Origin of the sequence: Herbaspirillum sp. ST 5-3 (genome assembly GCF_004804275.1) — a bacterium.
Taxonomy (GTDB): domain Bacteria; phylum Pseudomonadota; class Gammaproteobacteria; order Burkholderiales; family Burkholderiaceae_D; genus Noviherbaspirillum.
The window spans coordinates 183,350-207,876 of sequence record NZ_STGI01000004.1 but is presented as its reverse complement, the minus strand read 5'-3'; the positions used below and the strand labels follow the sequence as shown (position 1 = coordinate 207,876).

The window sequence follows — 24,527 nt, the reverse complement described above, 5'->3', positions numbered from 1 at the left end:
CGGTTTATTCACGTGTCTTGAGTACTTCGATCAAATCGAGCTTGTGCACCTTGCGCCACACCAGGTAACCCGATGCCGTCGCCGACAGCAGGACAACACCGATCGAAAGCAGGAAGGTGCGTGTGCTGATGACGAGCGGAATGCGGAACAAATCCTGGCTCAGCAGTTGCGACAGCAGTGCCGACAAGCCATAGCCGAGCAGGCATCCCAGCGGAACGGCTACCAGGGTCAGCAAACCTTGTTCGCTCAGCAGCATGCGCGCGACTTCGGCCCTCGTAAAGCCGAGGATGCGCAGGCTGGCCAGCTCGACGGCATGCTCCGACAGGGCGATGCGCGCCGAGTTATACACCACGCCAAGTGCGATGACGCAGGCGAACACGACGATCACGATGGTGTTCATGCGCATGTTTTCCGCAATGGTCGACAGGAAGCTCTGCAGGGTGGCTTCCCGCAGGTTGATGCTGCGAACGGCCGGGATTGACTTGAGGGTGCGGTAGAGCACGCTCTGATATTTCGGATCGACCGCGATGAAGGCGCCTGTGATGGTCTCCGGCTCCGACATGGCCCTGGCCAGGGCCGCGTTGTCCATGTAGGCAAAGGTGCCGATCGGCTCATCCACGATCTTCGCCAAGGGCAGGGAAATGGTTTGCCGCTGCCCCGTCATCACTTCGACGCTCACGGCGTCGCCGGGCCTGACCTTCAGCGTCTCGGCAAGTTTTTTCGACAGGACGACGCCTTCCTGCGGCAGATCGACCGGGCGCTCCTGTTCGTCCAGCACCATGCGCAGGTTGCGCGATGGCCCCAGGCCGATGATGGCTGTCTTCTTGACACGATGCCGGAATCGCATTTTCACGGGTGTGCTGTTGTAGGGCTCCACGCGCAGCACGCCCGGCAGCGACGCCAGATTGTGCGCCGCCGACATGTCGCGCACTTCATTGAATGCCACCGTCACGTCATCGCGCTGCGCGGTGCGGAACTGGATGCGGATGATTTCATCCAGCGCGTCGAAGGTGTACTGGCCGACGATCATGAGCGATACCGCCAGTGCCAGGCCGAGTATCGAGAGCAGGGCCTTGGCGGGATTGCGTTCCAGATTGCGCATGATGATGCGCACCGTGAGCGGCATGAAGCGTTGCAGGCCAAGCCGCTCCAGCGGGCCGGGGCGGAAGTGCGCCGGGGCCTCTGGCCGCATGGCCTCGGCAGGCGCCATCCTCACCACGCGCGCCACGGCAAGCGCCGCGCCGACAAATGCCGACAGCGCGGTAACCACGAGCGAAACACTGATCGCGAAGCCGGACAGGACAAAATTCATGCTCGGGAAATGATAGAAGCGCGCATACAGTTCCGCCAGGCCGTTGCCCAGCCATTCCCCGAGCGCAATCCCGAGTACGCCGCCGATCATCACCGTCAGCAGCGCGAACTTCAGGTAATGCATGGCCACCGACACGCTGCCGTAGCCGAAGCTCTTGAGCAGGGCAATCTGCGCGCGCTGCAAGGCCGTGATCCGCAGCAGCACGTTGTGAATCAGGAAGGCGGCGACGCCAAGGAAAATGCCCGGAATGATGCTGCCGCTGACCCGCACCTGCGTCAGCTCGCTGTCGATGAAACTGTGCGACACCTGCTCCTTGCGCCCGTACGCGCCGAGCGATCCGTAGGGTGCCAGCAGCTTGTCCAGCTCGTCGATGACCCGCTGTTCGCTGGCATGCGGCGCCAGGATGACCGCCAGGTCGTTGAAGCTGTCGCGCATGTTCAGCGCGCCGGCCAGGGCTTCCCGCGCCATCCACATCACGCCGAATCGGCGGTTGTCCGGAAAGCTGTTGCCCCGGATTTCATTCAGGTATTCCGGGGAGATCGCAATGCCGACAATATGCAGTCGCTCCTTGCGGCCGTTGATGATGGCGCTCAGGCTGTCGCCGGGCAGCAAGTGGTTTGCCTGGGAAAAGGCTTCGCTGATCAGCACTTCGTACAGGCTTCCTGCCTCGGGCAGGCGGCCAGTGCGCAAATGCACACGGTTCAGTCCGCTGCCCGGACGTTCGGGCAGCGACACCAGAAGGCCGGCCGCCGGCTCGTCGAGGCCCGGCACATCGAGCGATGCATCGAACACCACGCGGCCATCGGCCTCATTGATGCCGGGGATTTCACGCACGCGGTCGAGCAAGGTCAGCGGCGCGTTCTTCACCGAGACGAACACATCGGCAAAACGGTAGTGCTCGTAATACGAAGCCTGCGCCGAGAGCAGGGCTTCGTAGGAGCCGCGCATCGTCACCAGCGTGGCGATGCCGCACATGGCAACCAGTGCAATCGCCAATGCCTGGCCGCGCATGCGCCAGAGGTCGCGCAGCAGCTTCAGGTCCATCGGATGCAGGGCAAGGCTCACCATTCGATCTCCGCCGGGGAAATGCGGTGCGCATTGCTTTCCACCCGCGTGATGTGGCCGCTACTGATATAGATGACCCGGTCCGCCATGCCCGCGATCGCGGCGTTATGCGTGATGACGGCAACGGTGGTGCCCAGTACGCGGTTGATGTGATCGAGCACCTCGAGCACAAGCTTGCCGGTGCGGAAATCCAGCGCGCCTGTCGGCTCGTCGCACAACAGGATGTCGGGCTGCTTGGCAATCGCGCGGGCGATGGCGACGCGCTGCTGTTCGCCGCCCGACAGTTGCGCGGGGAAATGATCGATGCGATCGCCCAGGCCGACCAGCTTCAAGGCCTCGACCGGGTCCATCGGGTGCTCGCTGATTTCCGTGACCAGTTGCACGTTTTCGCGTGCGGTCAGGCTGGGGATCAGGTTATAGAACTGGAACACGAAGCCGACATGCTCGCGCCGGAAGCTCGTCAGCGCCGTATCGCCGGCATTGGTCAGCTCATGATCGAGATAGCGGATCGTCCCCGCGCTCGGCGTATCCATGCCGCCGAGAATGTTGAGCAGGGTGGATTTGCCGCTGCCGGATGCGCCGAGAATCACCACGAACTCTCCCTGATACAGATCAAGGTCGACGTCCTTGAGCGCGACGACCTCGACCTCGCCCATGGTGTATGTCCGGGCAAGGTCGCGCAGGACGAACACGGGCTGACGCTCGGCAGGCGGTGAGGGCGGCGGCGTTGCATCGCCGGCTGCCGGAGACGGTGGCGCAGGCATGGAGGAGGTATTTGACGGTGATGCGCACTACCGTAATCGCTGCGGCTCCATATTTTATTGATGTAGGTCAACGGCAGCCAAATGCTTCGCGCAAGGCGGGTGACACGAATTGGAGCAGTGCATGTTCGCAATCTGCTCCATGACGGAACACCGGTCCTGCATCGTGCCGCCTTGCACAGTGCCGCATTCCCGATCGGCATGGCGTCTTTCCTAGGGAAGGCGCCATGCGAGAGCGCGAATTGCATCGGCTGGCACGCCGATTGCGCAATGCTTCACGTGCCTGGAGCACCCATTGTCACAAACAGCGACCCATCATCACTTAGGAGGAAGACATGAATCTGGCCGACATCAGCAAACTTGGTATCAAGAATCCGTACAAGCAGCGTTACGACAACTTCATCGGCGGCAAGTTCGTCGCGCCGGTAGGCGGCCAATATTTCGAGAACATCAGCCCGATCATTGGTCAGGCATTCTGCGAAGTCGCCCGCTCGACGGCGGAAGACATCGAACTTGCACTTGACGCTGCGCACGCGGCAAAGTCCGCCTGGGGCAAGACCTCGCAAACCGAACGCGCCAACATCCTGAACAAGATCGCGGACCGCATGGAAGCCAACCTGCAATTGCTGGCAACCGCGGAAACCATCGACAACGGCAAGCCGATCCGCGAAACCATGGCCGCCGACATTCCGCTGGCCATCGACCATTTCCGCTACTTCGCCGGCTGCATTCGCGCACAGGAAGGCTCCGTGTCGCCGATCGATGCGGAAACCTATGCCTATCATTACCATGAGCCGCTGGGCGTGGTCGGTCAGATCATTCCCTGGAACTTCCCGATCCTGATGGCTGCATGGAAGGTCGCTCCGGCACTGGCCGCGGGCAACTGCATCGTGCTGAAGCCGGCCGAACAGACACCGGTCTCGATCCTGGTGCTGGCCGAACTGATCCAGGACCTGTTGCCGCCCGGCGTGCTGAACATCGTCAACGGCTTCGGCCTTGAAGCCGGCAAGCCGCTCGCCAGCAACAAGCGCATGGCCAAGATCGCGTTCACCGGCGAAACCGGCACTGGCCGCCTGATCATGCAATACGCTGCGCAGAACATCATTCCCGTCACGCTGGAACTCGGCGGCAAGTCCCCGAATATCTTCTTTGCCGACGTGATGGACAAGGACGACGACTACTTCGACAAGTGCCTCGAAGGCTTCGCCATGTTCGCGTTGAACCAGGGTGAAGTGTGCACCTGCCCGTCGCGCGTGCTGATCCAGGAATCGATCTATGACAAGTTCATGGAACGCGCCGTAAAGCGCGTGGCCGCCATCAAGCAGGGCAACCCGCTCGACAGCACGACCATGATCGGTGCGCAGGCTTCGCAGGAACAGATGGAGAAGATCCTGTCCTACCTCGATATCGGTCGTCAGGAAGGCGCCAAGGTGCTGATCGGCGGCGAGCAGAACAAGCTGGGCGGCGACCTCGCCGGTGGTTACTATGTGAAGCCGACGATCTTCGCGGGTCACAACAAGATGCGCATCTTCCAGGAAGAAATCTTCGGGCCGGTGGTATCGGTCACGACCTTCAAGGATGAAGAGGACGCGCTGGCGATTGCCAACGACACGCTGTACGGTCTTGGCGCCGGCTTGTGGACCCGTGATGGCGCGCGCGCCTTCCGCATGGGCCGCGCCATCCAGGCTGGCCGCGTGTGGACCAACTGCTACCACCTGTATCCGGCGCACGCAGCATTCGGCGGCTACAAGCAGTCCGGTATCGGTCGCGAGACGCACAAGATGATGCTGGATCACTATCAGCAAACCAAGAACCTGTTGGTGAGCTACAGCCCGAAGGCGCTCGGCTTCTTCTGAGCGTTGCAGTAAACGGTAAAGCGGGTGCGCCCGCTTTACCGGCGATTATCCATGTATGTGCGAGGAACAACGATGCAGCAAACCATTCCACGCGTGATCGCCACCGAAGCGGCAACGGTATTCATCACTGCGCTTCGCGAAGAGCACGGTCCACTGATGTTCTTTCAATCCGGCGGTTGTTGCGACGGCAGCGCACCGATGTGCTACGCGCTGGGCGATTTCGATGTGAGCGATTCGGATGTCTTTCTGGGCACGATTGTCGATGCGCCGTTCTACATGGGCAGCGAGCAGTTCGAATACTGGAGGCATACGCAACTCATCATCGACGTGGTAGACGGCAACGGCGGCATGTTCTCGCTCGATAATGGAACCGGCAAGCGCTTTCTAACGCGTTCGCGCCTGTTTACGGATGAGGAGTGTCAGGCCCTGGGAGCCTGAACGGTCCCCTAGCTGCGCATATTCAGCTTGCGGTAAATGGTATTGCGCGAGACGCCAAGCGTCTTTGCCGCCGCGGAGACGTTCCCGTCATGTGCGGCGAGCGTGCTGCGGATCAGCGATACCTCGGCATCCGCGAGGCGCGCGCGTCCCGGCGCAGCTGGCGCGGCGCTGCAGTGTGCCTCGCCGACATCATCGAGAAAATCGTCCGGCATGTGTTCGCGCCGGATCTCGCGTTCGTCGCCCGCCATCACGATGGCGGTGCGCAGCAGATTGGTCAACTGACGGAAATTTCCCGGCCAGCTGTGCTGCTTGAACATCTGCATGATGTCCGGCGACACCGTGTAATGCTCGCCGTTCGATTCGACCGCCAGCATCTTCTGAATCACGATTTCCAGGTCGGTGCGCTCACGCAGCGGCGGCAGTTTCACGACCAGTCCATTGAGCCGGTAGTACAGGTCTTCGCGGAAAGCGCTCTTCGCGATCTGGTCGCGCAAATTGCGATTGGTCGCGCAGATTACCGCGACGTTGACCGGAATCGATTTGGTGCTGCCCAGCGGCGTCACCATGCGCTCCTGCAGCACGCGCAGCAGCCGCGCCTGCAAGCCGAGCGGCATGTCGCCGATCTCGTCCAGGAACAGCGAGCCGCCATTGGCCTGCAGAATCTTGCCGATGCTGCCTTTCTTGCGTGCGCCGGTAAATGCGCCGTCTTCGTAGCCGAACAGTTCCGACTCGATCAGCGTCTCCGGTATCGATGCGCAGTTGACCGCGACGAAGGGATTGCCTGCGCGTGGCGAATCGTTGTGAATGGCTTGTGCTAGCAATTCCTTGCCGGTGCCGGTCTCGCCCATGATCAGGATGGGAATGTCGCGCCCGATCACTTTGCCGACCTTGTCGATCACGTTTGCGATCTGCGGGTCGCCGGTGTTCAGGTAGCGCAGGCTGGACAGGCGACGCGACTGCTGCGGCGTGTCGACGACGTGGCGCGGGCGCTCTGTTCCGCGTTCCTGCGTGGAGCTTGGTTCGCTCTGGAAGTAACTGTTCGACAGGCGCAACTCGGCGCGTCCATACACACGCACTCCGCTATGCAGACACATGTTCAGCAAGCCGGGAGCGGCGGTGCGGTAGTGATCGAACAGCGCGGACACCGGCAAGCCGAACAGCGAGCTGAAGGTGTGCGCCTTCAATGCCGCAAGCGACAAGCCGAGCTGGAACAGGCCGCTGCGGTTGGCCGACAGGAAGCGGCCGCCCGGCGTAAAGGAGGCGATGCCTTCCATCAGCGTGCCGATGAACTCGGGACGACTGTGGAAGTGCAGTGTAATCACATCCTGAAACACGGCGGAGAACAACTGGTTCTCGATCATCTGCGCCGACATGCGCACCAGGGCCATGGTGTGCTTGTGGAAGCTGTGCTGGTCACCACTGACGTCGAGCACGCCGATCACCTTGCCTTGATGATCGAAAATCGGCGCTGCCGAGCAGGTCAGGAAATGATTGGCGGTCAGGAAGTGCTGGTCCGCATGCACCAGTGCCGGCGCGCGTTCCGCGATGGCGGTACCGATGGCATTGGTGCCCTTGCTTTGCTCCGACCAGGCCGCGCCCGGCTGCAATGCCACACGGTTCGCCTTTTCCAGGAAATCGGCATCGCCGATCGAATGCACGATCAGGCCCGTCGCATCGGTCAGGATGACCATGTTGTGCGTGTTCACGATCTGCTCGTAGAGTGTTTCCATCACCGGCAGCGCATAAGTGTGCAGCACACGGTTCTGCTCAACCGCTTGCGAAAGCTCGGTGCGGCAGACAGGACTGAAGTCCGGTTTCGCATTGGGTGCGAGCCCGTACGCAGCGGAGCGCTGATGGGAATTCTGGATCATCGTGGACAAGAGATGGGCAGGATCCGTGCCATCTCCGATATGTTGTTTTTGCGGCAAGCCGCAAGCGGGAGGGAAGACGAGATGCTGACCTCCCTCGAGAAGTTTGTCATTCGAGTGCTGTTTCATCATGTCTCCACCACTGTCAATCTATCAGGGATTGATTCTGTCTTGAGGATCAGTCTATCACCGTATTCTGGTGTGCAAGTGCTCCAATTTGACACAGGTTTCAGACTGTTTCGAATTGACCGTCGTCGCAGCGCAACGGTATGATTGATTGCAAATAAAACGACCGTTCGGTTCACCGCCGCATCATTGCCGATGCGCATGTTCCGCGCGTGGAGACAACCAGGAATCCATCACAATGAACAACACAAGCAGCACGGACCGCACGGGGTTTTCCGCGCCTCGCCTCGAAGCAATCAGCAAGCGTATCCAGGCCGATATCGACGCCAAACTCATTCCCGGCGCAGTCATGCTGATCGCCCGCGATGGCAAGATCGCCTACGAACAGGCGCTCGGCGTGCAAGACCCATCGACGGGTGCGCCGATGGCGCTCGACACGATCTTCCGTATCTATTCCATGACAAAGCCGATCGTTTCGGTCGGCATCATGATGCTGGTGGAGCAGGGCCGGCTGCTGTTGAGCGATCCTGTCTCGATGCACATCCCTGAACTGCGGAATCTGAAGGTCGGTGTTGAAACGCTGGATGCGAAAGGCAAGCGCATTCTGGAGCTGACACCGACGCTGCAGCCGATGACCGTGCAGGATCTGATGCGTCACACCTCCGGGCTGACCTACGGCATCTTCGGTGAATCGCTGGTGAAGGATGAATACCGCAATTCCGGCCTCGGCAGTCCGCGCGCGACCAGCGATGAATTCATCAGGACACTCGCGCAATTGCCGCTGGCGTATCAACCGGGCACGGTGTGGGAGTACAGCCATGCAACCGATGTGCTGGGCGTGTTGCTGGAACGCTTGTCCGGCATGTCACTGGATGAATTCCTCGCCGAGCGCATTCTGAAGCCGCTCGGCATGCACGAGACCGGTTTCTGGGTGGAACCCGACCAGCATCACCGGATCGCGGAACCGTTCGCAATCGATCCGGTCACCGGCACGTCGGTCAAACTTAACCAGCCGCGCCGGCGTCCGAATTTCCTCTCGGGTGGCGGCGGCATGATGTCGACCGTGCACGACTATCTGCGCTTTGCGCAAATGCTGCAGAACGAAGGCGAACTGGGCGGCGTGCGCATCCTGTCGCGCAAGATGCTGCGCTACATGGCGAGCGACCATCTCGCCGAACTGCCGCATGCGAAAAACGGCGCGAGCTATCTGCCGGGCGCCGGCTATGGTTTCGGTCTCGGCTTCGCGGTGCGTACCTCCGAAGGCAATGCCTTCATGCCGGGTTCGGTCGGCGACTTCACCTGGAGCGGTCTGGCCGGCACTTATTTCTGGATCGACCCGCGCGAGAACCTGCTTGCGATCTACCTGATGCAGGCGCCGGAGCAGCGCAACCATTATCGGCAACTGTTCCGCAATCTGGTGTACGCGGCGCTCGAATAGGGGCGCAAACTCGGCCGCACAACATCCTGCGGTGGCATAATCAAAGTCCCGCTTTGCTGCAAGCCGGAGTCATGCATGACCGATCATGTTGCCTTGGCGAATCAGGCCGCGCTCATCTCAGCGCTTGCAGCCTCTCTGTCGAAGCAATCGACTCGCTTCGCCTCGTTCGAGACGCATATCTCCCACGTGCTCGTCGCCGACGATGACGCCTACAAGTTCAAGAAAGCGGTTCGTTTCGATTTCCTCGATTTCTCCACGCTCGACGCCCGCCGCTTTTACTGCGAGGAAGAGCTGCGCCTGAACAAGAGGCTCGCGCCCGACATCTATCTCGACGTGGTAGCGGTCACGCTGGAGCATGGCACCCCGGTCTTCGGAGGCGCCGGCACGCCCGTCGAATATGCGGTCCGGATGCGCGCGTTCGAGCAGGAGGCGCTCTGGGACGAGCGTCTGCGCAAAGGGCGGCTGACCGGCGAGGAAGTCGATGCGCTGGCGGAGCTTCTCGCGCACTTTCACCAGGCGGCGGCGATTGCGCCCGTTTCCAGCCCCTGGGCCGGAAAGGAGGCGCTGGATGCGGTGGCGGACGAGACCCTCAATCAGATCGCGGCGTCGGTCCAGGATGAACAAGACAAGGAGAAAGTGGCGCGCTTGCTGCGATGGGAAGCGCAGCAGCGCATCCATTTGTCCGAGACATTCGCCGAACGCAAATCGCGCGGCATGATCCGGGAATGTCACGGCGATCTGCACAGCGGGAACATCCTCACGCGGGACGGCCGGGTCGAAGCCTTCGACTGCATCGAGTTCAGCGATCGACTCCGCTGGATCGACGTGATGAACGACATGGTCTTCGTTGGCATGGATTTGCGTTTTCGGCAGCATCCCGAACTGGCCGCACGTTTTCTGAATCGATATCTGGAAGCGACCGGCGACTATCACGGATTGGCGGTGATGCACTATTACGAAGTGCATCGCGCACTGATACGTTGCAAGGTTGCCCTACTGCGCGCAGCGCAAGAGGACGTCGACAAAGAAGAATTGCGCGCTCGCAGGCAGCAGGGCAGGGACTATCTGGCATTTGCCTGCGCGCGCATCGCACCTGTTCACCCGGCAATCATGATCACGCATGGCTTTTCCGGATGCGGAAAGTCGACCGTGGCGAGACAGCTCGTCGAGGCGTGTGATGCGATCCAGTTGCGTTCGGACGTCGAGCGCAAGCGCATGCGCGGACTGGCGCCGTCAACACGCGGAGAAGCCGGCTTGTATGAACGTAGCGTGACGCAGCAAACCTATGAGCAGCTCGCCGCGCTCGCGAGGCAGGTCGCGTCATCCGGCGCACGCGTCATCGTCGATGCCACTTTTCTGAAGCGCGAACAACGGATGCGTTTCCAGCGACTGACGGAAGAGCTGGAGATACCGTTTCTGATACTCGATATCCGCGCACCCGAATCCGTCATGAAATCGCGCATTGCCGAACGCGAGCAGCGGAACATGGATGCATCGGACGCCGGATTGGCCGTGCTGGAAGCGCAGCTCGCCAGCCATGAGCCTCTCACCGCGGACGAATTGACGCAGACCATCGTCATCGATTCCGAACGCGCGCTGGATCGCAGTACAGTCGACGAGATGCGCACGCGGCTCATGCGATGAACTGACGGTATCGCGCGACCGCAACACGTTGAAAGAACGCCGCGCATCGCTCCCGGCGAGTTGATTGTCGCGAGGAAAGATCAGCGATCAGCGAAAGACCGTCACCGGCACCGTCGAACCGGCGATCACTTTCTGCGTTTCGCTTCCCGCGAACAGTTTGCTCAATCCCTTGCGGCCATGCGATCCCATGAAGATGGCATCGCAGTGCAGCCGCTGCGCGGCGTCGATGATTTCTTCATGCGGATCGTCGGACTGTTCCACCAGCGTTTCGCACGGCACACCGGCAGCGGTCGCCGTGGCTGCGACAAGCGCGACATGCTCCCTGGCGAGCTCGAGTGCCCTCTGTTCATAGGCTTGCGAGCCGCCGCAGTAGGCGCTGTCCGAGATAGGCGGAAACGGGTAGGGCTCGGCGACCGCGAGGCCGATCACCTTGCCGCCGGTCTGGCGCGCGAAGTCGACGGCTGCATGGATGGCCTTTTCCGAATGGGGCGAGCCATCGGTTGGAACAAGAATCGTTTTGAACATGACATTCTTCCTTTGTTGATGCACTGCTGCCGCGCGAGGAGTGTCCAGTTTCGCTGTCCGGCAGTACGCGTTTTGACGACCCTTGGCTTTCCTTGACTCAGATCAAACCATTCACCGCAAAGAACACGGCGCGGCGGCGCTGCACGCTTGAACCAGATTGGATTTTACCTAAAATGACCATAGGCCGATCAAGGGTTTTCCTTGAAAACATCGGCAACTGCGAAAGCGAACATGTTCAAGAAAATTCTCGTGCCCACTGACGGATCTCCTCTGTCGGACAAGGCGATTACTGCCGCCATCGAATTCGCCAGGACCACTGACGGAAACATTGTCGGCATATGCGTCAGCGAACCTTACCCGCTGTCGCCGATGTCCGAGATGGCGTTCTCGAACGAGCGCGAAGTCTACGAAGAAAGATCGCGTGACGTAGCGCGACAGCATGTCGAAAAGATCGCTGCGGCAGCACGCGCTCAGAACGTGCCCTGCGAAACCCTGGTTTCGGAATCGTTTGCGCCCTATGAAGAAATCATCAAGGCTGCCAACAAATGCAATTGCGATGTCATCTTCATGGCGTCGCACGGACGCAAGGGATTGAGCAAGCTGTTTCTCGGCAGCGAAACGCACAAGGTGCTGGTCAACTCGGCGATTCCGGTTCTGGTTTTCCGTTAAACGAGGCATTCCATGGAAACAATTAGATGGTCGCCGGAAATGTCACTGGGCGTGCCGGCACTTGATATCGCACATCAGGAATTCCTGCAGGACCTGATGCAACTCGACAGTATCGAGGACGAGCGATTCGGGCCGGCGTTCCACGCCCTGGTGGCGAAGATCGAGACTGACTTCCACGAAGAGGAGCAAATGATGGAAGACCTCGATTATCCCGGCATACGAGCCCATTGCGAACAGCATGCGCGGGTTCTGAGCGCGCTGCACCATATCGAGCCGCGGGTGATGGAAGGCGATATCGCGCTGGGACGCGACGCCATTGGCCTGCTGCCGCAGTGGTTCACGCTGCATCTCGCGACTATGGATACGGCGCTGGCGTTTGCTGCGGAACTCGATAGCGAGGAGAGGGGAAAGGTGCCTGGCACGGCACGACAATGAGGTCATGACGGACACCTTTGGGGATAAAAAACGGGCCTGCCGCGGTCCCTTCACACCGGCATCATCGTGCGCTCAAGGATCGAGGCAGCGCGCGGATCTTTTGGCTTCTGAAACAGGAGGTTAATCATGGCAAGGAATTTGATGCACTTCGATCCGTTCGGAGAAGTCGCTCGCTTCGAGCCATTCGGTCGTATCGGTGATTTTTTCAAGGATTTCAATCTTGCACCTGCATTGCGCGCGTATGAAGCGGAACCGCGCATCAAGATGGATTTGGTCGAAAAGGACAAGGAATACATGGTGAAGGCGGAAATTCCCGGCGTGAAGAAGGAAGACATCAAGATTGATGTCAACGGAAGCCAGGTCACCATCTCCGCAGAAACGAAGCGGGAAAAGGAAGAAAAGGAAGGCGAGACCGTGGTGCGCAGCGAACGCTATTACGGACAGCAATACCGCAGCTTTACGCTGGCGCATGACATTGACGACGAAAAAGTAGTCGCCCGGTATCAGGACGGCGTGCTGGAGATCGTCCTGCCGAAAAAAGCGGCCAGTGTCAGCAAGAAGATCACGGTCAGTTAAACACATACGGCACGGCGAATCCATGGACAGGAACATGGATCCGCGGCCGAAACATCGCCGCCGCGGCGGCCTTTGATAAGGAAAGGGAAACATGATTCTGAAGTCACCTGGCGCAGCACACGCGTGCAGACGAGGAGAAACCGCGCGCTGCATTCGTGCGCTGACCTGGCTGATGATTTGCGCATTGCCCGCGGCGCATGCACTCGCATCGGATGGAGGCATCTACGTTGCCGGCCAGGGGACATCAATCGACCAGACTTTCAAGCAGGCGCTCGCCGACAGTTCCGGCCAGCCGACGGATCGCTTCTGGGTAGTTGTCGCCGGCAGCAATGTCCGGCAGCTTGCGCGAGGCGGCGCGAACAAGGACGTGCTGGCCTGGGTGCAGCGCGTGCGCGAACGTGGCGGCATGGTGTATGTCTGCCGCGCCGATCTCGCGCGTGAGGGCGTGAAGGAAGACGAACTGCTCGACGGTGTCGCTGAAATCTACGGTTACGGCAAGAAGGATTGGGCCGGACTGCTGCCGGCGCGCAAGGAAGGCATCGTACTGCCGGACAGCATGCGGCACAGCCAGTTGATCCTGAAAACCTGCATGGGAGATGACATATCCGTGGAGTAGTTCCGAACCATGATCGAAGAGGGAAGGAGACAAACATGTTCAAGCATATTTTGTTACCGACCGACGGTTCCGAGGCATCGGAAGACGCGATCAAGAAGTGCATACAGTTCGCCAAGGACATTGGCGCCAAAGTGACCGGTTTTCATGTGACGCCGCAATATCACCTGTTCACCTATCAGGCGGAAATGCTGGAGGACACCAAGGAGCAATTCATGCAGGCGGCCAAGGTCCATGCGGCCACCTACCTGGCGGTGATCGAGGATGCCGCGCGCCAGGCCGGAGTTCCGTGTGCGGTCGCTTATGTGTCCAGCGATCACCCCTATGAAGCGATTATCGACGGGGCGAAGGAACACCACTGCGACCTGATCGCGATGGCTTCCCATGGGAGGAAGGGCGTCAAGGGCATCTTGATGGGGAGCGAGACGCACAAGGTGCTGACGCACAGCCAGATACCGGTGCTGGTCTATCGCTAGTAAGGAGACGAGGAGCGGGATGGAAATCGAAGACGCAATAGAATCCGGGCAATCGGGAATCTGTACCATAGAAGAGATTGCAAAGGCTTCCGGCCTCTCGCTGGCCGAAGTACAGGCGCTTGTCGACTTCGGCCTCCTCGTGCCTTTGGACGAGTTGATCGAACCGGCGCGATTTCACAAGGACTATGTGCGCACCGCAGTCGTCGCGCGGAGGCTGCGCGACGACTTCGAACTGGACGCACGCGGCGTTGCGGTCGCACTCATGCTGATGCGGCGCATCGACGCCCTCGAAGAAGAACTGCGCACCAGGCGATGACACTTTTTTACAACACAGAGTAACTGACTGTGAATTGAACAGTGTCGGTATATGTCCGAAAACCGGACGTTTCGGAAAACAATATCTGCCCTGCGCTGATTCATGCTCCGGCGCACCGCGCCTGGTTTCCCCGCGCATCATTGGAAGCCGGTCTGAAATTTCCGATGGCAATTTGCAAACGCTTCGACGCACGCTCATTTGCTTTCTCTACGGGTAATCGCCCAGTTCCTGAACAGTTCCCTGGATGTCCGATTATTGACCTGACTGCAAGTCAAAGTCTTCCGCTACACTCCCGTTGCTGGGGTGTATGGCAAGGGAGCTTTCGTCTACATCCACAATTATTCGACCGGATGCCATCAAAGTCCGGCAGACAGGTTCCCGAAATGCCAGGAAATTGGATCGGGAGACAAGGCAATGAATCTACGTACGGTGAAAATCGGTACGAGGCTGGCGATCGGCTTCGGCATTATTCTGGTGCTGGTCGTTTGCGTGCTGCTCGCGGATATCGTGATCAGTGCAAACGGACGGAAATCCCAAAGCGAGGGACTGAAGTACGCGAACGCGAAAGCGGTCGTCGCCAACGTCATGCGCAGCGCTGTGCTGGAAGGCGGCATCGCGATGCGCAACGTCGGGCTGCAATACAGCACGCCCGACATGCTGCGCGAGGAAGCCAAGCTGCAAGTGCAGCGCAAGCGCTTCAAGGAGGCGGAGGACAAACTGCTCTCCATGGGCCTGAGCGGCGATGAGAAGGCGATCGTCGCCCGCATCGCGGACCTGAACAAAAAGACCGAAGCGCCGTTCGCTGAAGCGATACAGCGTGTCAAGGACTATGCGAACGAATCCGCCGGCAAGCTGATTTCATCGCAGATCGATCCGCTCAACCAGCAGGCGATCGCGGAAATCGACAAGCTGGTCGGCATGCAGCAGAAGGCTGTCGATCAATTGCTGGAAGACGGCGAAGAGGCCGGCCATCGCCTCACGCTGCTTCTGCTTGCGATGGGCGTGATCACCTTCGTCACGGGCGGCATGCTGTCCGTGATCACCACCCGCAGCATCACTGTTCCCTTGCAGGACGCAGTCGGTATTGCGAAACGCGTTGCCGCCGGCAAGCTCGGCGCGCAGATCACCATCAGCGGCAAGGATGAAACCAGCGAGCTGCTGCGCGCCTTGCGTGAGATGGATGAAAGCCTGTCGACCATCGTGCGGCAGGTTCGCACCGGCACCGATCAGATCGGCACGGCATCCGGAGAAATTTCAACAGGCAATACAGACCTGTCGGCGCGCACCGAATCCCAGGCAAGTGCGCTGGAAGAAACCGCGTCTTCGATGGAGCAACTTACCGACACGGTTCGTCACAATGCCGAGAACGCGCAGCAGGCGAATCGCCTCGTGAAGTCGGCATCGGAGTCGGCCGTCAAGGGCGGCGTCGTGGTCAGCCAGGTGGTCGACACCATGGGCTCGATCAAGGAAAGTTCGCGCAAGATCGTCGACATCATCGGCGTGATCGACGACATCGCCTTTCAGACCAACATCCTCGCCCTGAATGCCGCGGTGGAAGCGGCGCGTGCCGGCGAGCAGGGGCGCGGTTTCGCCGTAGTCGCGACGGAGGTGCGCACGCTGGCGCAACGAAGCGCGCAGGCAGCGCGGGAAATCAAGGATCTGATCGGCGACTCGGTCAGGAAGGTCGAGAGCGGTAATGCGCTGGTCGATGATGCGGGCAGGCAGATGGAAGAAATCGTCGCCGCCGTCAAGCATGTGGCCGACATCATGAACGAGATCACCGACGCCAGTCAGGACCAGAGCGCCGGCATTGAAGAGATCAATCGCGCGATTGCAACCATGGACGAGATGACGCAGCACAATGCCGCACTGGTGCAGCAGGCCGCAGCGGCTGCCGCCGCAATGCAGGCGCAGGCGACGGACCTGGCGCAAGCGGTCGCTGCCTTTGACCTCGGCGCCATCCTTCCACGCGACAGAACGGAATCGCCGAAGGTCCTGACGTTGAAACCGGCGATCCCGCCCGCGCCGTTGAGGATGGCACTCGGGATGAAGAGGCTTTAGCGCAGGCGTGCGGCGCTTAATTCATCCAGGTTCAGTGCGAAATCCATGATGTGCTGCGGTATCGGCGCGCCGCGCAACAGTGCGGCGTAAGCTTCTCCCGCCGCGGCGGAAGACTGGATGCCATAGCCGCCTTGCCCCGCCGCCCAGAAGAAACCGGGCACGGACGGATCGAAGCCGCCGACAAAACTTCCGTCGGGCACGAAGGAGCGCAGCCCGGCCCACACGTTTTTCGGCCGGCGGATGGTCAGGGTCGTCATGGTTTCGATGCGATCGATGGCCATTGCGATGTCCAGCTCCTCGGCCTGCACGTCGTGCGGCTCGACCGGATCGGCATTGGCCGGTGAACCGAGCAGCACGCCGGCATCGGGCTTCACGTAATACGATTCGTCCACGCCGATAAACATCGGCCACGCGGTGACATCGACATCGGGCGGAGGCAGGAAGGTGAACGCCGAGCGCCGCATCGGCACCAGGCCGATGGAAGCCGCGCCGGCCATCGCGCCAATGACATCGCACCATGCGCCCGCCGCGTTGACCACAAGCGGTGCTTCAAACACTTGTCCGCCGGCGCTCACGCGCCATGCGCCGTTCGCGTATTCCATCGCTGTCACCTGCGTGTCGCAGGCCAGCATGCCGCCGGCGGCGCGCATGCCGCGCAAATATCCCTGATGCAGGGCATGCACGTCGATATCCGCTGCATCCGGCTCATACACCGCGCCCAGCACGCGTTCACGGCGCAACACCGGCACCAGATTGCAGGCACCGGCCGCGTCGAAGCGTTGCACGCGCTCGGACACGGAGCGCACGACCGCTTCGTGATGATCGAGCAGATCGGCCTGTCCCTCGGTCGCCACCATCAATGCGCCGCGTGGAGAAAGAATCGGGTGATCGGTGAAACCGGCCGGAGGATTGTCGAGAAAGGCGCGGCTGGCGCAGGTCAGCGCGCGGACCTGCGGCGGGCCGTAGCTTTCATAGAACAGGGCGGCAGAGCGGCCGGTGCTGTGATAGCCCGGCTGCGCCTCGCGCTCCAGCAGGATGACCTTCGCATGAGGTGCCAGCCAATACCCGATTGACGCGCCGGCGATGCCTGCGCCAATGATCAGGACGTCGCACTTCATCACGGTATTTGCCACTTCGGTCCTCCCTTCGTTTCGGAAGTGCATATTATCCGCCGCTCGCGGGAGGTCCGTGTATTGGTTGGAGGCAAAAGAAACCCGTGATGCTGCTGCGCAGGGTGGTTTTTGTTTGATTATTCCTGAATTGGAAATAATTATTTGTATTAAATGCTATTTATTGTTGATATTTGAATGTATAGACTGTGCTTCATCGATGAGCACACAACACAAGTGCGACTCAGCGAGCTGGTTCAGACGGATCACCGATTCCTTCACCGCCGGACCGCACTTCACAGTCAACTGATTTTTATTGGAGAAAAAAATGAATGCCAAAAACCTGATCGCCGCCGCTGCCGTGTTCGCCATTACCGGTTCCGCTTTCGCTCAAGCCAGCAGCGAATACGTCGAATTCACCAACGTCGTTTCAACCAAGTCCCGTGCCGAAGTGCAGGCTGAACTGGCCCAGGCAAATGCGCAAGCTCGACTCGCCGGCAACACCGAGTACGTGGAATTCGGCAAGCTCGCTTCGGCAATGCCGCGCGCCCAAGTGCGCGCTGAACTGACCAGCGCACAAGCCACGGTGGGCAGCAGCCCGGAATACGTCGAGTTCAAGAATGTCGCTTCGAGCAAGACGCGCGCAGAAGTACGCAACGAGGTGCTGCAGGCCGCAGGCAGCGCACGCCAGGTCGTCGGCAGCTGAATGCCGCTGACGCGCAACGCAAGGCATCTCACCATGCCAGCCGTGAAACCGGCTGGCATGTTTGTTGTTACGGGCCTCATTGATGCTGCGTGCATTCGCTGCCGACCGCTTCGCGGATGATCTCCGCCAGCCGGCGTGTCCCTGGCCCGGCACTGTCGGCATCGGCAAGCACGAGGTAGAGCTCAGCAAACCGTTCCCCGCCGTCGCGCATCGGCAATGGTTTGAGTGAGCCGTCGCGCAACTCATTGCGGATTTTTTCTTCCGCGAACCACGCAAAGCCGTAGGCCATGCGCACGGCTTCGATCGAGGTTGTGATGTGGCTGACGGTCCATCGTTGCGTGGTATCGATCGAGGCCACCCGCGTACTGCGCCGGCTGCCGGACTCCCGCACCACCAGGTGACGGTGCTTGCGCAGATCCTCGATCGTCACATCTCGGCCGAGCTGATGCAGCGGATGGGTGGGGCTGGCCACCGGAACAAAGCGCAGGCGCAACAAGGGCATGCCGAGAAATCCCGGCGGCACCACACCTGCGATCGCCAGATCGACTTGTCCCTGCAGCAAGGCTTCCGTCGTCCCGCCAAGCACGGAATCGATGAACTCGATGCGCGTATGCGGACTCTCCTTGCCAAGCTTGTCAAAGCATTCCAGCAAGAGCCAGGTCGGAAAGATGATCTCGGCCGCGATCCGGATTTCGGCCTCCCAGCCAGCCGACAGTTTTCTCGCGGCGCGTTCCAGCGCGCTCGAATCCTCCAGCAAGGCGCGCGCGCGGCGATACAGGAACTGCCCGGTCGGCGTCAGGATCGCCTTGCGGCCCTGGATCTCGAATGCCTTGACGCCAAGCAGCGATTCGATCTTCTGCACCGCATAGGTCACGGAAGACTGGCTCTTGTGCAGTACTTCAGCTGCCTGCGCATAGCCCCCGGTGTCCACTACCGTAATCAGGGTGCGCCATTGCTCCAGGGTAATGTATTGGTTTTCCATTATCGGATGAATAGATAGATATGCCCTAAATATTCTACTTTTTTATCGATTAGGTAAATAGTTTAATGGAATCTCCAACCCAACCCGAGGAGATTCAGCATGAAAACCCTGCTTCAGATTAACGCCAGCATGTTTTCCGAAAACGGCCAGTCCAGCCGCCTGGCCAGGCAGTTCATTGCCAACTGGAAGAGTGCCAATCCGGATGGCAAGCTCATTGCCCATGACCTGGGTGCTGAGCCGGTGCCGCACCTGACCGCGCAACGTTTTGGCGCCTTGATTGCCAAACCGGAAGAGCGCAGCGCCGAGCAGCAAGCCGTGGTCGATTTTTCCGACGGGCTGATCGACGAACTCACGCGCGCCGAAGTGATCGTGCTGGGCCTGCCGATGTACAACTTCGGTATTCCTTCGACGCTGAAGGCGTATTTCGACCATATAGCGCGTGCCGGTGTAACCTTCAACTATACGGACAAGGGTCCGGTCGGCCTGTTGACGGGCAAGAAAGTGTATGTGTTCGCGGCCCGCGGTGGCGCCTATGTCGGCACGCCGATGGACACGCAGACTGCTTATGTACGCGATTTCCTGCGCTTTCTCGGCATCAGCGACGTGGAATTCGTCTATGCCGAAGGCTTGAACATGGGCGAGCAAAGCAAGCAAGCCGCCCTGGCAAATGCCGAAACCGCAATCAGGCTGTTGAGCGAGCCGCTGCGCGCTGCCGCCTGAGGCCTTATGATCGATTGTCATTGAGGGAAAAAACCATGAACACTACTGTCACGTCACGCAGCCTGCAGCGCATTATCGAGGGCCTCGCCACGTCCGACGGCGCCGGGGTCAAACTGCGTCGCAGCATCGGGCAGGGGCAGGGTGCCCGGCTCGATCCCTTCCTGATGCTGGATGAGTTCTCCTCGGATAATCCGGGCGATTACCTCGCAGGATTTCCTTCCCATCCGCATCGCGGCTTCGAGACGGTCACCTACATGCTGGACGGGCACATGCGGCATGAGGATCATCTCGGCCATGTCGGCGAACTGAAAAGCGGTGGTGTGCAGTGGATGACGGCGGGGCGCGGCATCGTGCATTCCGAAATGCCGCAACAGGAAGAGGGCCGCATGCGCGGTTTTCAGCTCTGGATCAACCTGCCGGCGAAGGAAAAGATGAAACCCGCGCACTATCGCGATATTCCGCCGTCGGAGATTCCGGTCGCGGCCTTGCCCGGTGGTGGACAGGTGAAAGTGATTGCCGGCGCGGCGGATGTTGACGGCAGGACGGTGAGCGGGCCAATCCAGGGGCTGAGCACCGAGCCCTTGTATCTGGATGTCGAACTGCCTACCGGTGCTTCCTTCACCCAGGCCGTTGACGGTTCGCATAACGCCTTCCTGTATGTGTATGAAGGCGACGTGCTGATCGGTGACGTGGCGCCGCGCGCGCTGCGTTCGCAAAGTGCCGGTATTCTCTCGCCCGGCGACAGGATCGATGTCCGGGCCGGTGCGGACGGTGCACGTTTTCTTCTGCTCGCCGGCCGCCCCTTGCGCGAACCGGTCGCACAATACGGCCCCTTCGTGATGAATAGCGTCGAGGAAATCGAGCAGGCGATCCGCGATTATCAAAGCGGCAATTTCACCCGGCCTGCGACTTGAGCGGATAATGGGTGCATCAGCGATCCTCGGAGCTTCGCCCATGGCCCAGCCTTCTTTTCATCTGATCAAGCCGCACGTCAAGGACCTTGGCGGCTTCACCGCCAAGCGCCTGCTGCCCAGCCATCCGCACAAGATGGTTGGGCCCTTCATCTTCTTCGACCACATGGGGCCGGCGGCATTCGGTCCCGGTGCCGGACTGGATGTGCGTCCGCATCCTCATATCGGATTGGCAACAGTCACCTATCTGTTCGAAGGCGTGATCATGCATCGCGATTCGCTCGGCAGCGTGCAGCCGATCCATCCCGGCGATGTGAACTGGATGACTGCCGGGCGCGGCATCGTGCATTCCGAACGCAGCCCCGACGATGCACGTCGCTCCGGCGGGCCGCTGCACGGCATTCAAATCTGGGTTGCCTTGCCCAAGGCGCATGAAACCGTCGTGCCTGCCTTCGAACATCATCCCGCATCGACGCTGCCGGCCATCGAGCTGCCGGGCGTCAGCCTGCGCCTGATTGCCGGCACCGCATTTGGCTGCACGGCGCCCGCGAGCACCTTCTCGGACATGTTTTACGCCGCGGGCGAGATGGCGCCGAACAGCCGATTGACGGTGCCCGCCGACTACCCGGAGCGGGCGATTTACCTGGTCGATGGAGAGGTTTTTATCGACGGGACCGAATTCCCGGCGCAACATATGGCTGTCCTTCCAGGCGCACAAGAACTTACAATAGAGGCAAAGACGACGGCGCGCATCATGCTGTTGGGCGGAAAACCGATCGATGGCGACCGCTTTATCTGGTGGAATTTCGTCGCCAGCAGCAAGGATGCGATCGCGCAGGCAAAGGAAGACTGGCGTGCGCAGCGCTTCGGCACAGTGCCGCAGGAAACGGAATGGATTCCGCTGCCGGACGAGCCGAAACCGCCCGAGTCTTTCAGTTAAGGCAATTCACAGGATCACATCAAATGAACAAACCCGGAGACAAAAAGACGGCGGCAGCCGGCTCCGACAAGATTTTCGACCACATCGTCTCTTCCGTTCTTCCGACCAAGCATGGGGAATTCCATATCCACGTGTACCAGCCGGCCGGCGAAACAGTGGAACACGTGGCCATGGTAAAGGGCGATGTCAGCGGCCAGGAGAGCGTGCTGGTACGCGTGCATTCGGAATGCCTGACAGGGGATGTGATGGGTTCGCTGCGCTGCGATTGCGGCGAGCAGCTCGATGCCGCACTGGCGAAGATTGCGGCCGAAGGAAAGGGTGTCGTTGTCTACTTGCGTGGCCACGAGGGGCGCGGCATCGGCCTGGCCAACAAGATTCGTGCATATCAGCTGCAAGACCAGGGACGTGACACGGTGGAAGCCAATCTCGATCTCGGCTTGCCGGTCGATACGCGTGACTACCAGGTCGCGGCGCGTATCCTGGAACATCTCGGCGTCAAGACCATCCGCCTGATGACCAATAATCCGAAGAAAATGAAAAAGCTGGCCGATTGCGGAATGCCCGTGGTGGAGCGCGTGCCCGTGCTCACCGCGCACACGCCGCACAACATCGGCTATCTGCGGACCAAGCAGGAAAAGCTCGGGCACATGCTCGACTTCGAGTGAACCGAGGCGGCAGCCCGCCTTTTTTGAAATCCAGTTCGCCTGCAGCGCCTTTCGCGTTCGCTTCGTGGCTTCGCCGCTTGTCTCGCGGTACACTCCTGCCTTTTCAAGATTTGGCGGAACAAGCATGCTCCATCCGAAGCGTTTTTCAGCCTTGCTGGCCTTGTCGATTTCCTGCGGCGCGCATGGCGCCGAGCCGATCAGGATCGGCATGATCGAGGGTTTGTCCGGGCCATTTGCGAATGCCGGACAGGCCGTTGTGCGCAACCTGCAATTCGAAATCGAGCGCGTCAATGCGCGCGGCGGCGTCCGTCTTCCGGACGGCGCGCATCCTCTCGAGCTGACCACCTACGACAACAAGCAGGGCGTGGAAGAATCGCTGATCGGCTTGCGTCAATTCGGCGACCAGGGTATCCGCGTCGTGGTGCAGGGCAATAGCTCGGCGGTGGCTGCTGCATTGATCGACGGCATCGAGAAACACAACCTGCGCTCGCCGGACCGTCGCATTCTCTTTCTCAATTATTCCGCCGTCGATCCTGCGCTCACCAATGAAAAATGCAGCTACTGGCACTTCCGCTTCGATGCGAATGCCGATATGCGCATGAACGCGCTGACGGAAGTCATCAAGGGCGACAGCACGGCAAAGCGCGTGTATCTCATTGGCCAGGATTACAGCTTCGGGCAGCAGCTCGCAAAATCTGCCCGCGCGCAGCTCGCAGTCAAGCGTCCGGACATCGGCATCGTCGGCGATGAGTTGCATCCGATCGGGAAGATCAAGGATTTCACGCCCTATATCGTCAAGATCAAGGCCAGCGGCGCGGACACGGTCATTACCGGCAACTGGGGCAACGACCTGACCTTATTGGTGAAAGCGGCCAAGGAAGCGGGCCTGCAATTGAAGTTCTATACCTTCTATGGCAACGGCCTCGGCGCGCCGGCGGCGATAGGCGATGCCGGCGTCGGGCGCGTGCGCGCAGTCGCGGAATGGCACCCGAATGCCGGACAAGGTATCAGGAATTCCGCCAGCGACGCCTACTATCAGGACTTCCGCAAGCGCTATCCGCGCCCGGAGGACGATTATGTGCATCTGCGCATGCACGTGATGATCGACATGCTCGCATCGGCCATCGAAAAAGCGAAATCGACGGAAGCCGGCGCGGTTGCGAAAGCGCTGGAAGGCGAGCGCTTTCGCAATGCCTTCCACGAAGCGACCATGCGCGCCGCGGATCATCAGTTGCTGCAACCGCTTTACGTATCGGTGATGCAGAACGTGTCGAGCGGCGCGGTCCGCTTCGACAATGAAGGCAGCGGTTATGGTTTCAAGACCGAGCGCTACCTGCCGTCCGAAGCCAGTGCTTTGCCCACCACTTGCAGGATGAAACGGCCGAACTGAGCAAGGACCGGCGCTTCAGATCGCCATGTAACGGCCCGGCTTGTGGTTGATGGCCAGCGTCAGGTTGAGCATGGCGGCGCCGAGCAGCGAGACCGCCACCGCGGTCAGCGAAATCATCGGAATCGACAGCATCAGGATCGCCGCGTCGAGACCGAGCTGCACCAGGCCCGCTCGCAAGCCATAGCGCTCCTGCAGAAACAGCACCAACACATTGATGCCGCCCAGGCTCGCCTTGTGGCGGAACAGCACCAGCAAACCGACGCCCGCCAGCAATCCGCCCATCACGGCCGCGTAGAGAGGATTCAGCATGTCCACCTTGATTACCAGCGGCAGCAGCTCCGAAAACATCGATAGCAGGAACACCGCGCCGAATGTCTTCACCGTGAATTTCCATCCCATCTTTTTCACCGCCAGATAATAGAAGGGCAGGTTGATGGCGAAAAAGAGCTTGCCGAAGCTGATCCCGGTTACGTAATGCAGCAGGAAGGCGATGCCCACCGTTCCACCGGTGATCAGATGCGCCTTGCCGAGCAAGGCCACGCCGAGGGACACGAGCAAGGTGCCGGCAACGAGTGCCTGCATGTCTTCGAACATCGTGTGATGCTGGAGCGACGCTGCATCGTTCTGCCGGGTTTCTTTTGATTCGTTCGACACAATGGAGACGGAAGGGATGCTGCGCAATGGAAGTGGATTGTCCATGGGGAGATCAAAAGCATGGCACCCCCGGCTCGGGATGACAAGTCGGAGGCATGCAATAAAGTATTAGTGCGCGCAAGCTTATACCAACTGCTTTGCCAGAATAATTGACCTGAATCAAGAAAATCCAAGCAGTACTGTATGGAGCATATATCGGCGGCTCCATGCACTTGGTTTATTGCTCTCGATGAGAACTATTCATTTGAATGATTGTTCTGCCCCATCTAAG

The 24,527-nt window shown here is 60.1% G+C and carries 24 protein-coding genes; 17 read left to right on the top strand and 7 right to left on the bottom strand.

The window, feature by feature from the left end:
- Positions 1–4: 4 nt before the first annotated feature.
- Positions 5–2,380, bottom strand: a complete 2,376-nt coding sequence (locus E6W33_RS10145) for an ABC transporter permease (RefSeq protein ID WP_211097296.1) — start codon at positions 2,378–2,380, stop codon at positions 5–7.
- The gene (locus E6W33_RS10140; protein WP_211097311.1) at positions 2,374–3,033 is read right to left on the bottom strand and encodes an ABC transporter ATP-binding protein; all 660 of its coding nucleotides are present in this window, start codon (positions 3,031–3,033) and stop codon (positions 2,374–2,376) included. The genes E6W33_RS10145 and E6W33_RS10140 overlap by 7 nt, the downstream gene beginning before the upstream one ends.
- Positions 3,034–3,473: 440 nt before the next feature.
- Between E6W33_RS10140 and adh the strand changes: the two genes are divergently transcribed.
- Positions 3,474–4,994 carry an aldehyde dehydrogenase gene (gene adh, locus E6W33_RS10135; RefSeq protein WP_136417123.1) on the top strand — a complete coding sequence of 507 codons (1,521 nt, stop codon included), beginning with the start codon at positions 3,474–3,476 and terminating at the stop codon, positions 4,992–4,994.
- A 72-nt stretch (positions 4,995–5,066) separates the two neighbouring features.
- Positions 5,067–5,432, top strand: coding sequence for a DUF779 domain-containing protein (locus tag E6W33_RS10130; protein WP_136417121.1), 366 nt, complete (start codon positions 5,067–5,069; stop codon positions 5,430–5,432).
- Between the two features lie 8 nt (positions 5,433–5,440).
- Here E6W33_RS10130 and E6W33_RS10125 read toward each other — a convergent pair whose 3' ends face one another.
- On the bottom strand, positions 5,441–7,303 hold the full coding sequence (locus E6W33_RS10125; RefSeq protein ID WP_136417451.1) for a sigma-54-dependent Fis family transcriptional regulator: 1,863 nt from the start codon (positions 7,301–7,303) through the stop codon (positions 5,441–5,443).
- 361 nt (positions 7,304–7,664) lie between these two features.
- Here E6W33_RS10125 and E6W33_RS10120 point away from each other — a divergent pair, with 361 nt between their 5' ends.
- Together E6W33_RS10120 and E6W33_RS10115 are read left to right on the top strand one after the other, a co-directional pair.
- Positions 7,665–8,864, top strand: a complete 1,200-nt coding sequence (locus E6W33_RS10120) for a serine hydrolase domain-containing protein (RefSeq protein WP_136417119.1) — start codon at positions 7,665–7,667, stop codon at positions 8,862–8,864.
- Between the two features lie 75 nt (positions 8,865–8,939).
- Positions 8,940–10,508, top strand: coding sequence for a bifunctional aminoglycoside phosphotransferase/ATP-binding protein (locus E6W33_RS10115; RefSeq protein WP_136417117.1), 1,569 nt, complete (start codon positions 8,940–8,942; stop codon positions 10,506–10,508).
- Positions 10,509–10,595: 87 nt separating this feature from the next.
- On the opposite strand, the gene E6W33_RS10110 is transcribed toward E6W33_RS10115, so the two are convergent.
- Positions 10,596–11,033 (bottom strand): universal stress protein, encoded by a 438-nt coding sequence (locus tag E6W33_RS10110; RefSeq protein WP_136417115.1) that lies wholly within the window; start codon positions 11,031–11,033, stop codon positions 10,596–10,598.
- Between the two features lie 231 nt (positions 11,034–11,264).
- Between E6W33_RS10110 and E6W33_RS10105 the strand changes: the two genes are divergently transcribed.
- The 7 genes from E6W33_RS10105 (at position 11,265) to E6W33_RS27815 (ending at position 16,179) form a co-directional block, all read left to right on the top strand.
- A complete protein-coding gene (locus E6W33_RS10105; protein ID WP_136417113.1) occupies positions 11,265–11,702 on the top strand; it encodes a universal stress protein in 438 nt (145 codons plus the stop codon).
- A 12-nt stretch (positions 11,703–11,714) separates the two neighbouring features.
- The gene (locus E6W33_RS10100) at positions 11,715–12,137 is read left to right on the top strand and encodes a hemerythrin domain-containing protein (RefSeq protein WP_136417111.1); all 423 of its coding nucleotides are present in this window, start codon (positions 11,715–11,717) and stop codon (positions 12,135–12,137) included.
- A gap of 126 nt (positions 12,138–12,263) precedes the next feature.
- Positions 12,264–12,713 (top strand): Hsp20 family protein, encoded by a 450-nt coding sequence (locus E6W33_RS10095; RefSeq protein WP_136417108.1) that lies wholly within the window; start codon positions 12,264–12,266, stop codon positions 12,711–12,713.
- Positions 12,714–12,804: 91 nt separating this feature from the next.
- Positions 12,805–13,329, top strand: coding sequence for a hypothetical protein (locus E6W33_RS10090; RefSeq protein WP_136417106.1), 525 nt, complete (start codon positions 12,805–12,807; stop codon positions 13,327–13,329).
- A 35-nt stretch (positions 13,330–13,364) separates the two neighbouring features.
- Positions 13,365–13,802 carry a universal stress protein gene (locus E6W33_RS10085; RefSeq protein ID WP_136417104.1) on the top strand — a complete coding sequence of 146 codons (438 nt, stop codon included), beginning with the start codon at positions 13,365–13,367 and terminating at the stop codon, positions 13,800–13,802.
- A 19-nt stretch (positions 13,803–13,821) separates the two neighbouring features.
- Positions 13,822–14,118 carry a chaperone modulator CbpM gene (locus E6W33_RS10080; RefSeq protein ID WP_136417102.1) on the top strand — a complete coding sequence of 99 codons (297 nt, stop codon included), beginning with the start codon at positions 13,822–13,824 and terminating at the stop codon, positions 14,116–14,118.
- Between the two features lie 414 nt (positions 14,119–14,532).
- The gene (locus E6W33_RS27815) at positions 14,533–16,179 is read left to right on the top strand and encodes a methyl-accepting chemotaxis protein (RefSeq protein WP_168798603.1); all 1,647 of its coding nucleotides are present in this window, start codon (positions 14,533–14,535) and stop codon (positions 16,177–16,179) included.
- Here the strand turns inward: E6W33_RS27815 and E6W33_RS10070 are convergent.
- Positions 16,176–17,297, bottom strand: coding sequence for an FAD-dependent oxidoreductase (locus E6W33_RS10070; RefSeq protein WP_136417449.1), 1,122 nt, complete (start codon positions 17,295–17,297; stop codon positions 16,176–16,178). The genes E6W33_RS27815 and E6W33_RS10070 overlap by 4 nt on opposite strands.
- 319 nt (positions 17,298–17,616) lie before the next feature.
- On the opposite strand from E6W33_RS10070, the gene E6W33_RS10065 reads away from it, so the two are divergent.
- Positions 17,617–17,994: a DUF4148 domain-containing protein gene (locus tag E6W33_RS10065; RefSeq protein ID WP_136417099.1), complete on the top strand. Its 378-nt coding sequence runs from the start codon at positions 17,617–17,619 to the stop codon at positions 17,992–17,994.
- Positions 17,995–18,070: 76 nt separating this feature from the next.
- Here the strand turns inward: E6W33_RS10065 and E6W33_RS10060 are convergent, their stop codons facing one another.
- Positions 18,071–18,976, bottom strand: coding sequence for a LysR family transcriptional regulator (locus E6W33_RS10060; protein WP_136417097.1), 906 nt, complete (start codon positions 18,974–18,976; stop codon positions 18,071–18,073).
- Between the two features lie 99 nt (positions 18,977–19,075).
- Between E6W33_RS10060 and E6W33_RS10055 the strand changes: the two genes are divergently transcribed.
- The 5 genes from E6W33_RS10055 (at position 19,076) to E6W33_RS10035 (ending at position 23,602) form a co-directional block, all read left to right on the top strand.
- A complete protein-coding gene (locus E6W33_RS10055) occupies positions 19,076–19,696 on the top strand; it encodes an FMN-dependent NADH-azoreductase (RefSeq protein ID WP_136417095.1) in 621 nt (206 codons plus the stop codon).
- 35 nt (positions 19,697–19,731) lie between these two features.
- Positions 19,732–20,610, top strand: coding sequence for a pirin family protein (locus E6W33_RS10050; protein ID WP_136417093.1), 879 nt, complete (start codon positions 19,732–19,734; stop codon positions 20,608–20,610).
- Between the two features lie 40 nt (positions 20,611–20,650).
- Positions 20,651–21,547: a pirin family protein gene (locus E6W33_RS10045; RefSeq protein WP_136417091.1), complete on the top strand. Its 897-nt coding sequence runs from the start codon at positions 20,651–20,653 to the stop codon at positions 21,545–21,547.
- A 23-nt stretch (positions 21,548–21,570) separates the two neighbouring features.
- Entirely contained in the window at positions 21,571–22,212 is a 642-nt protein-coding gene (ribA, locus tag E6W33_RS10040) for a GTP cyclohydrolase II (RefSeq protein WP_136417088.1), read from the top strand.
- Positions 22,213–22,336: 124 nt separating this feature from the next.
- Positions 22,337–23,602: a branched-chain amino acid ABC transporter substrate-binding protein gene (locus E6W33_RS10035; RefSeq protein ID WP_136417086.1), complete on the top strand. Its 1,266-nt coding sequence runs from the start codon at positions 22,337–22,339 to the stop codon at positions 23,600–23,602.
- Positions 23,603–23,617: 15 nt separating this feature from the next.
- Here E6W33_RS10035 and E6W33_RS10030 read toward each other — a convergent pair whose 3' ends face one another.
- Positions 23,618–24,301 carry a YitT family protein gene (locus tag E6W33_RS10030; protein ID WP_136417085.1) on the bottom strand — a complete coding sequence of 228 codons (684 nt, stop codon included), beginning with the start codon at positions 24,299–24,301 and terminating at the stop codon, positions 23,618–23,620.
- Between the last annotated feature and the right edge of the window lie 226 nt (positions 24,302–24,527).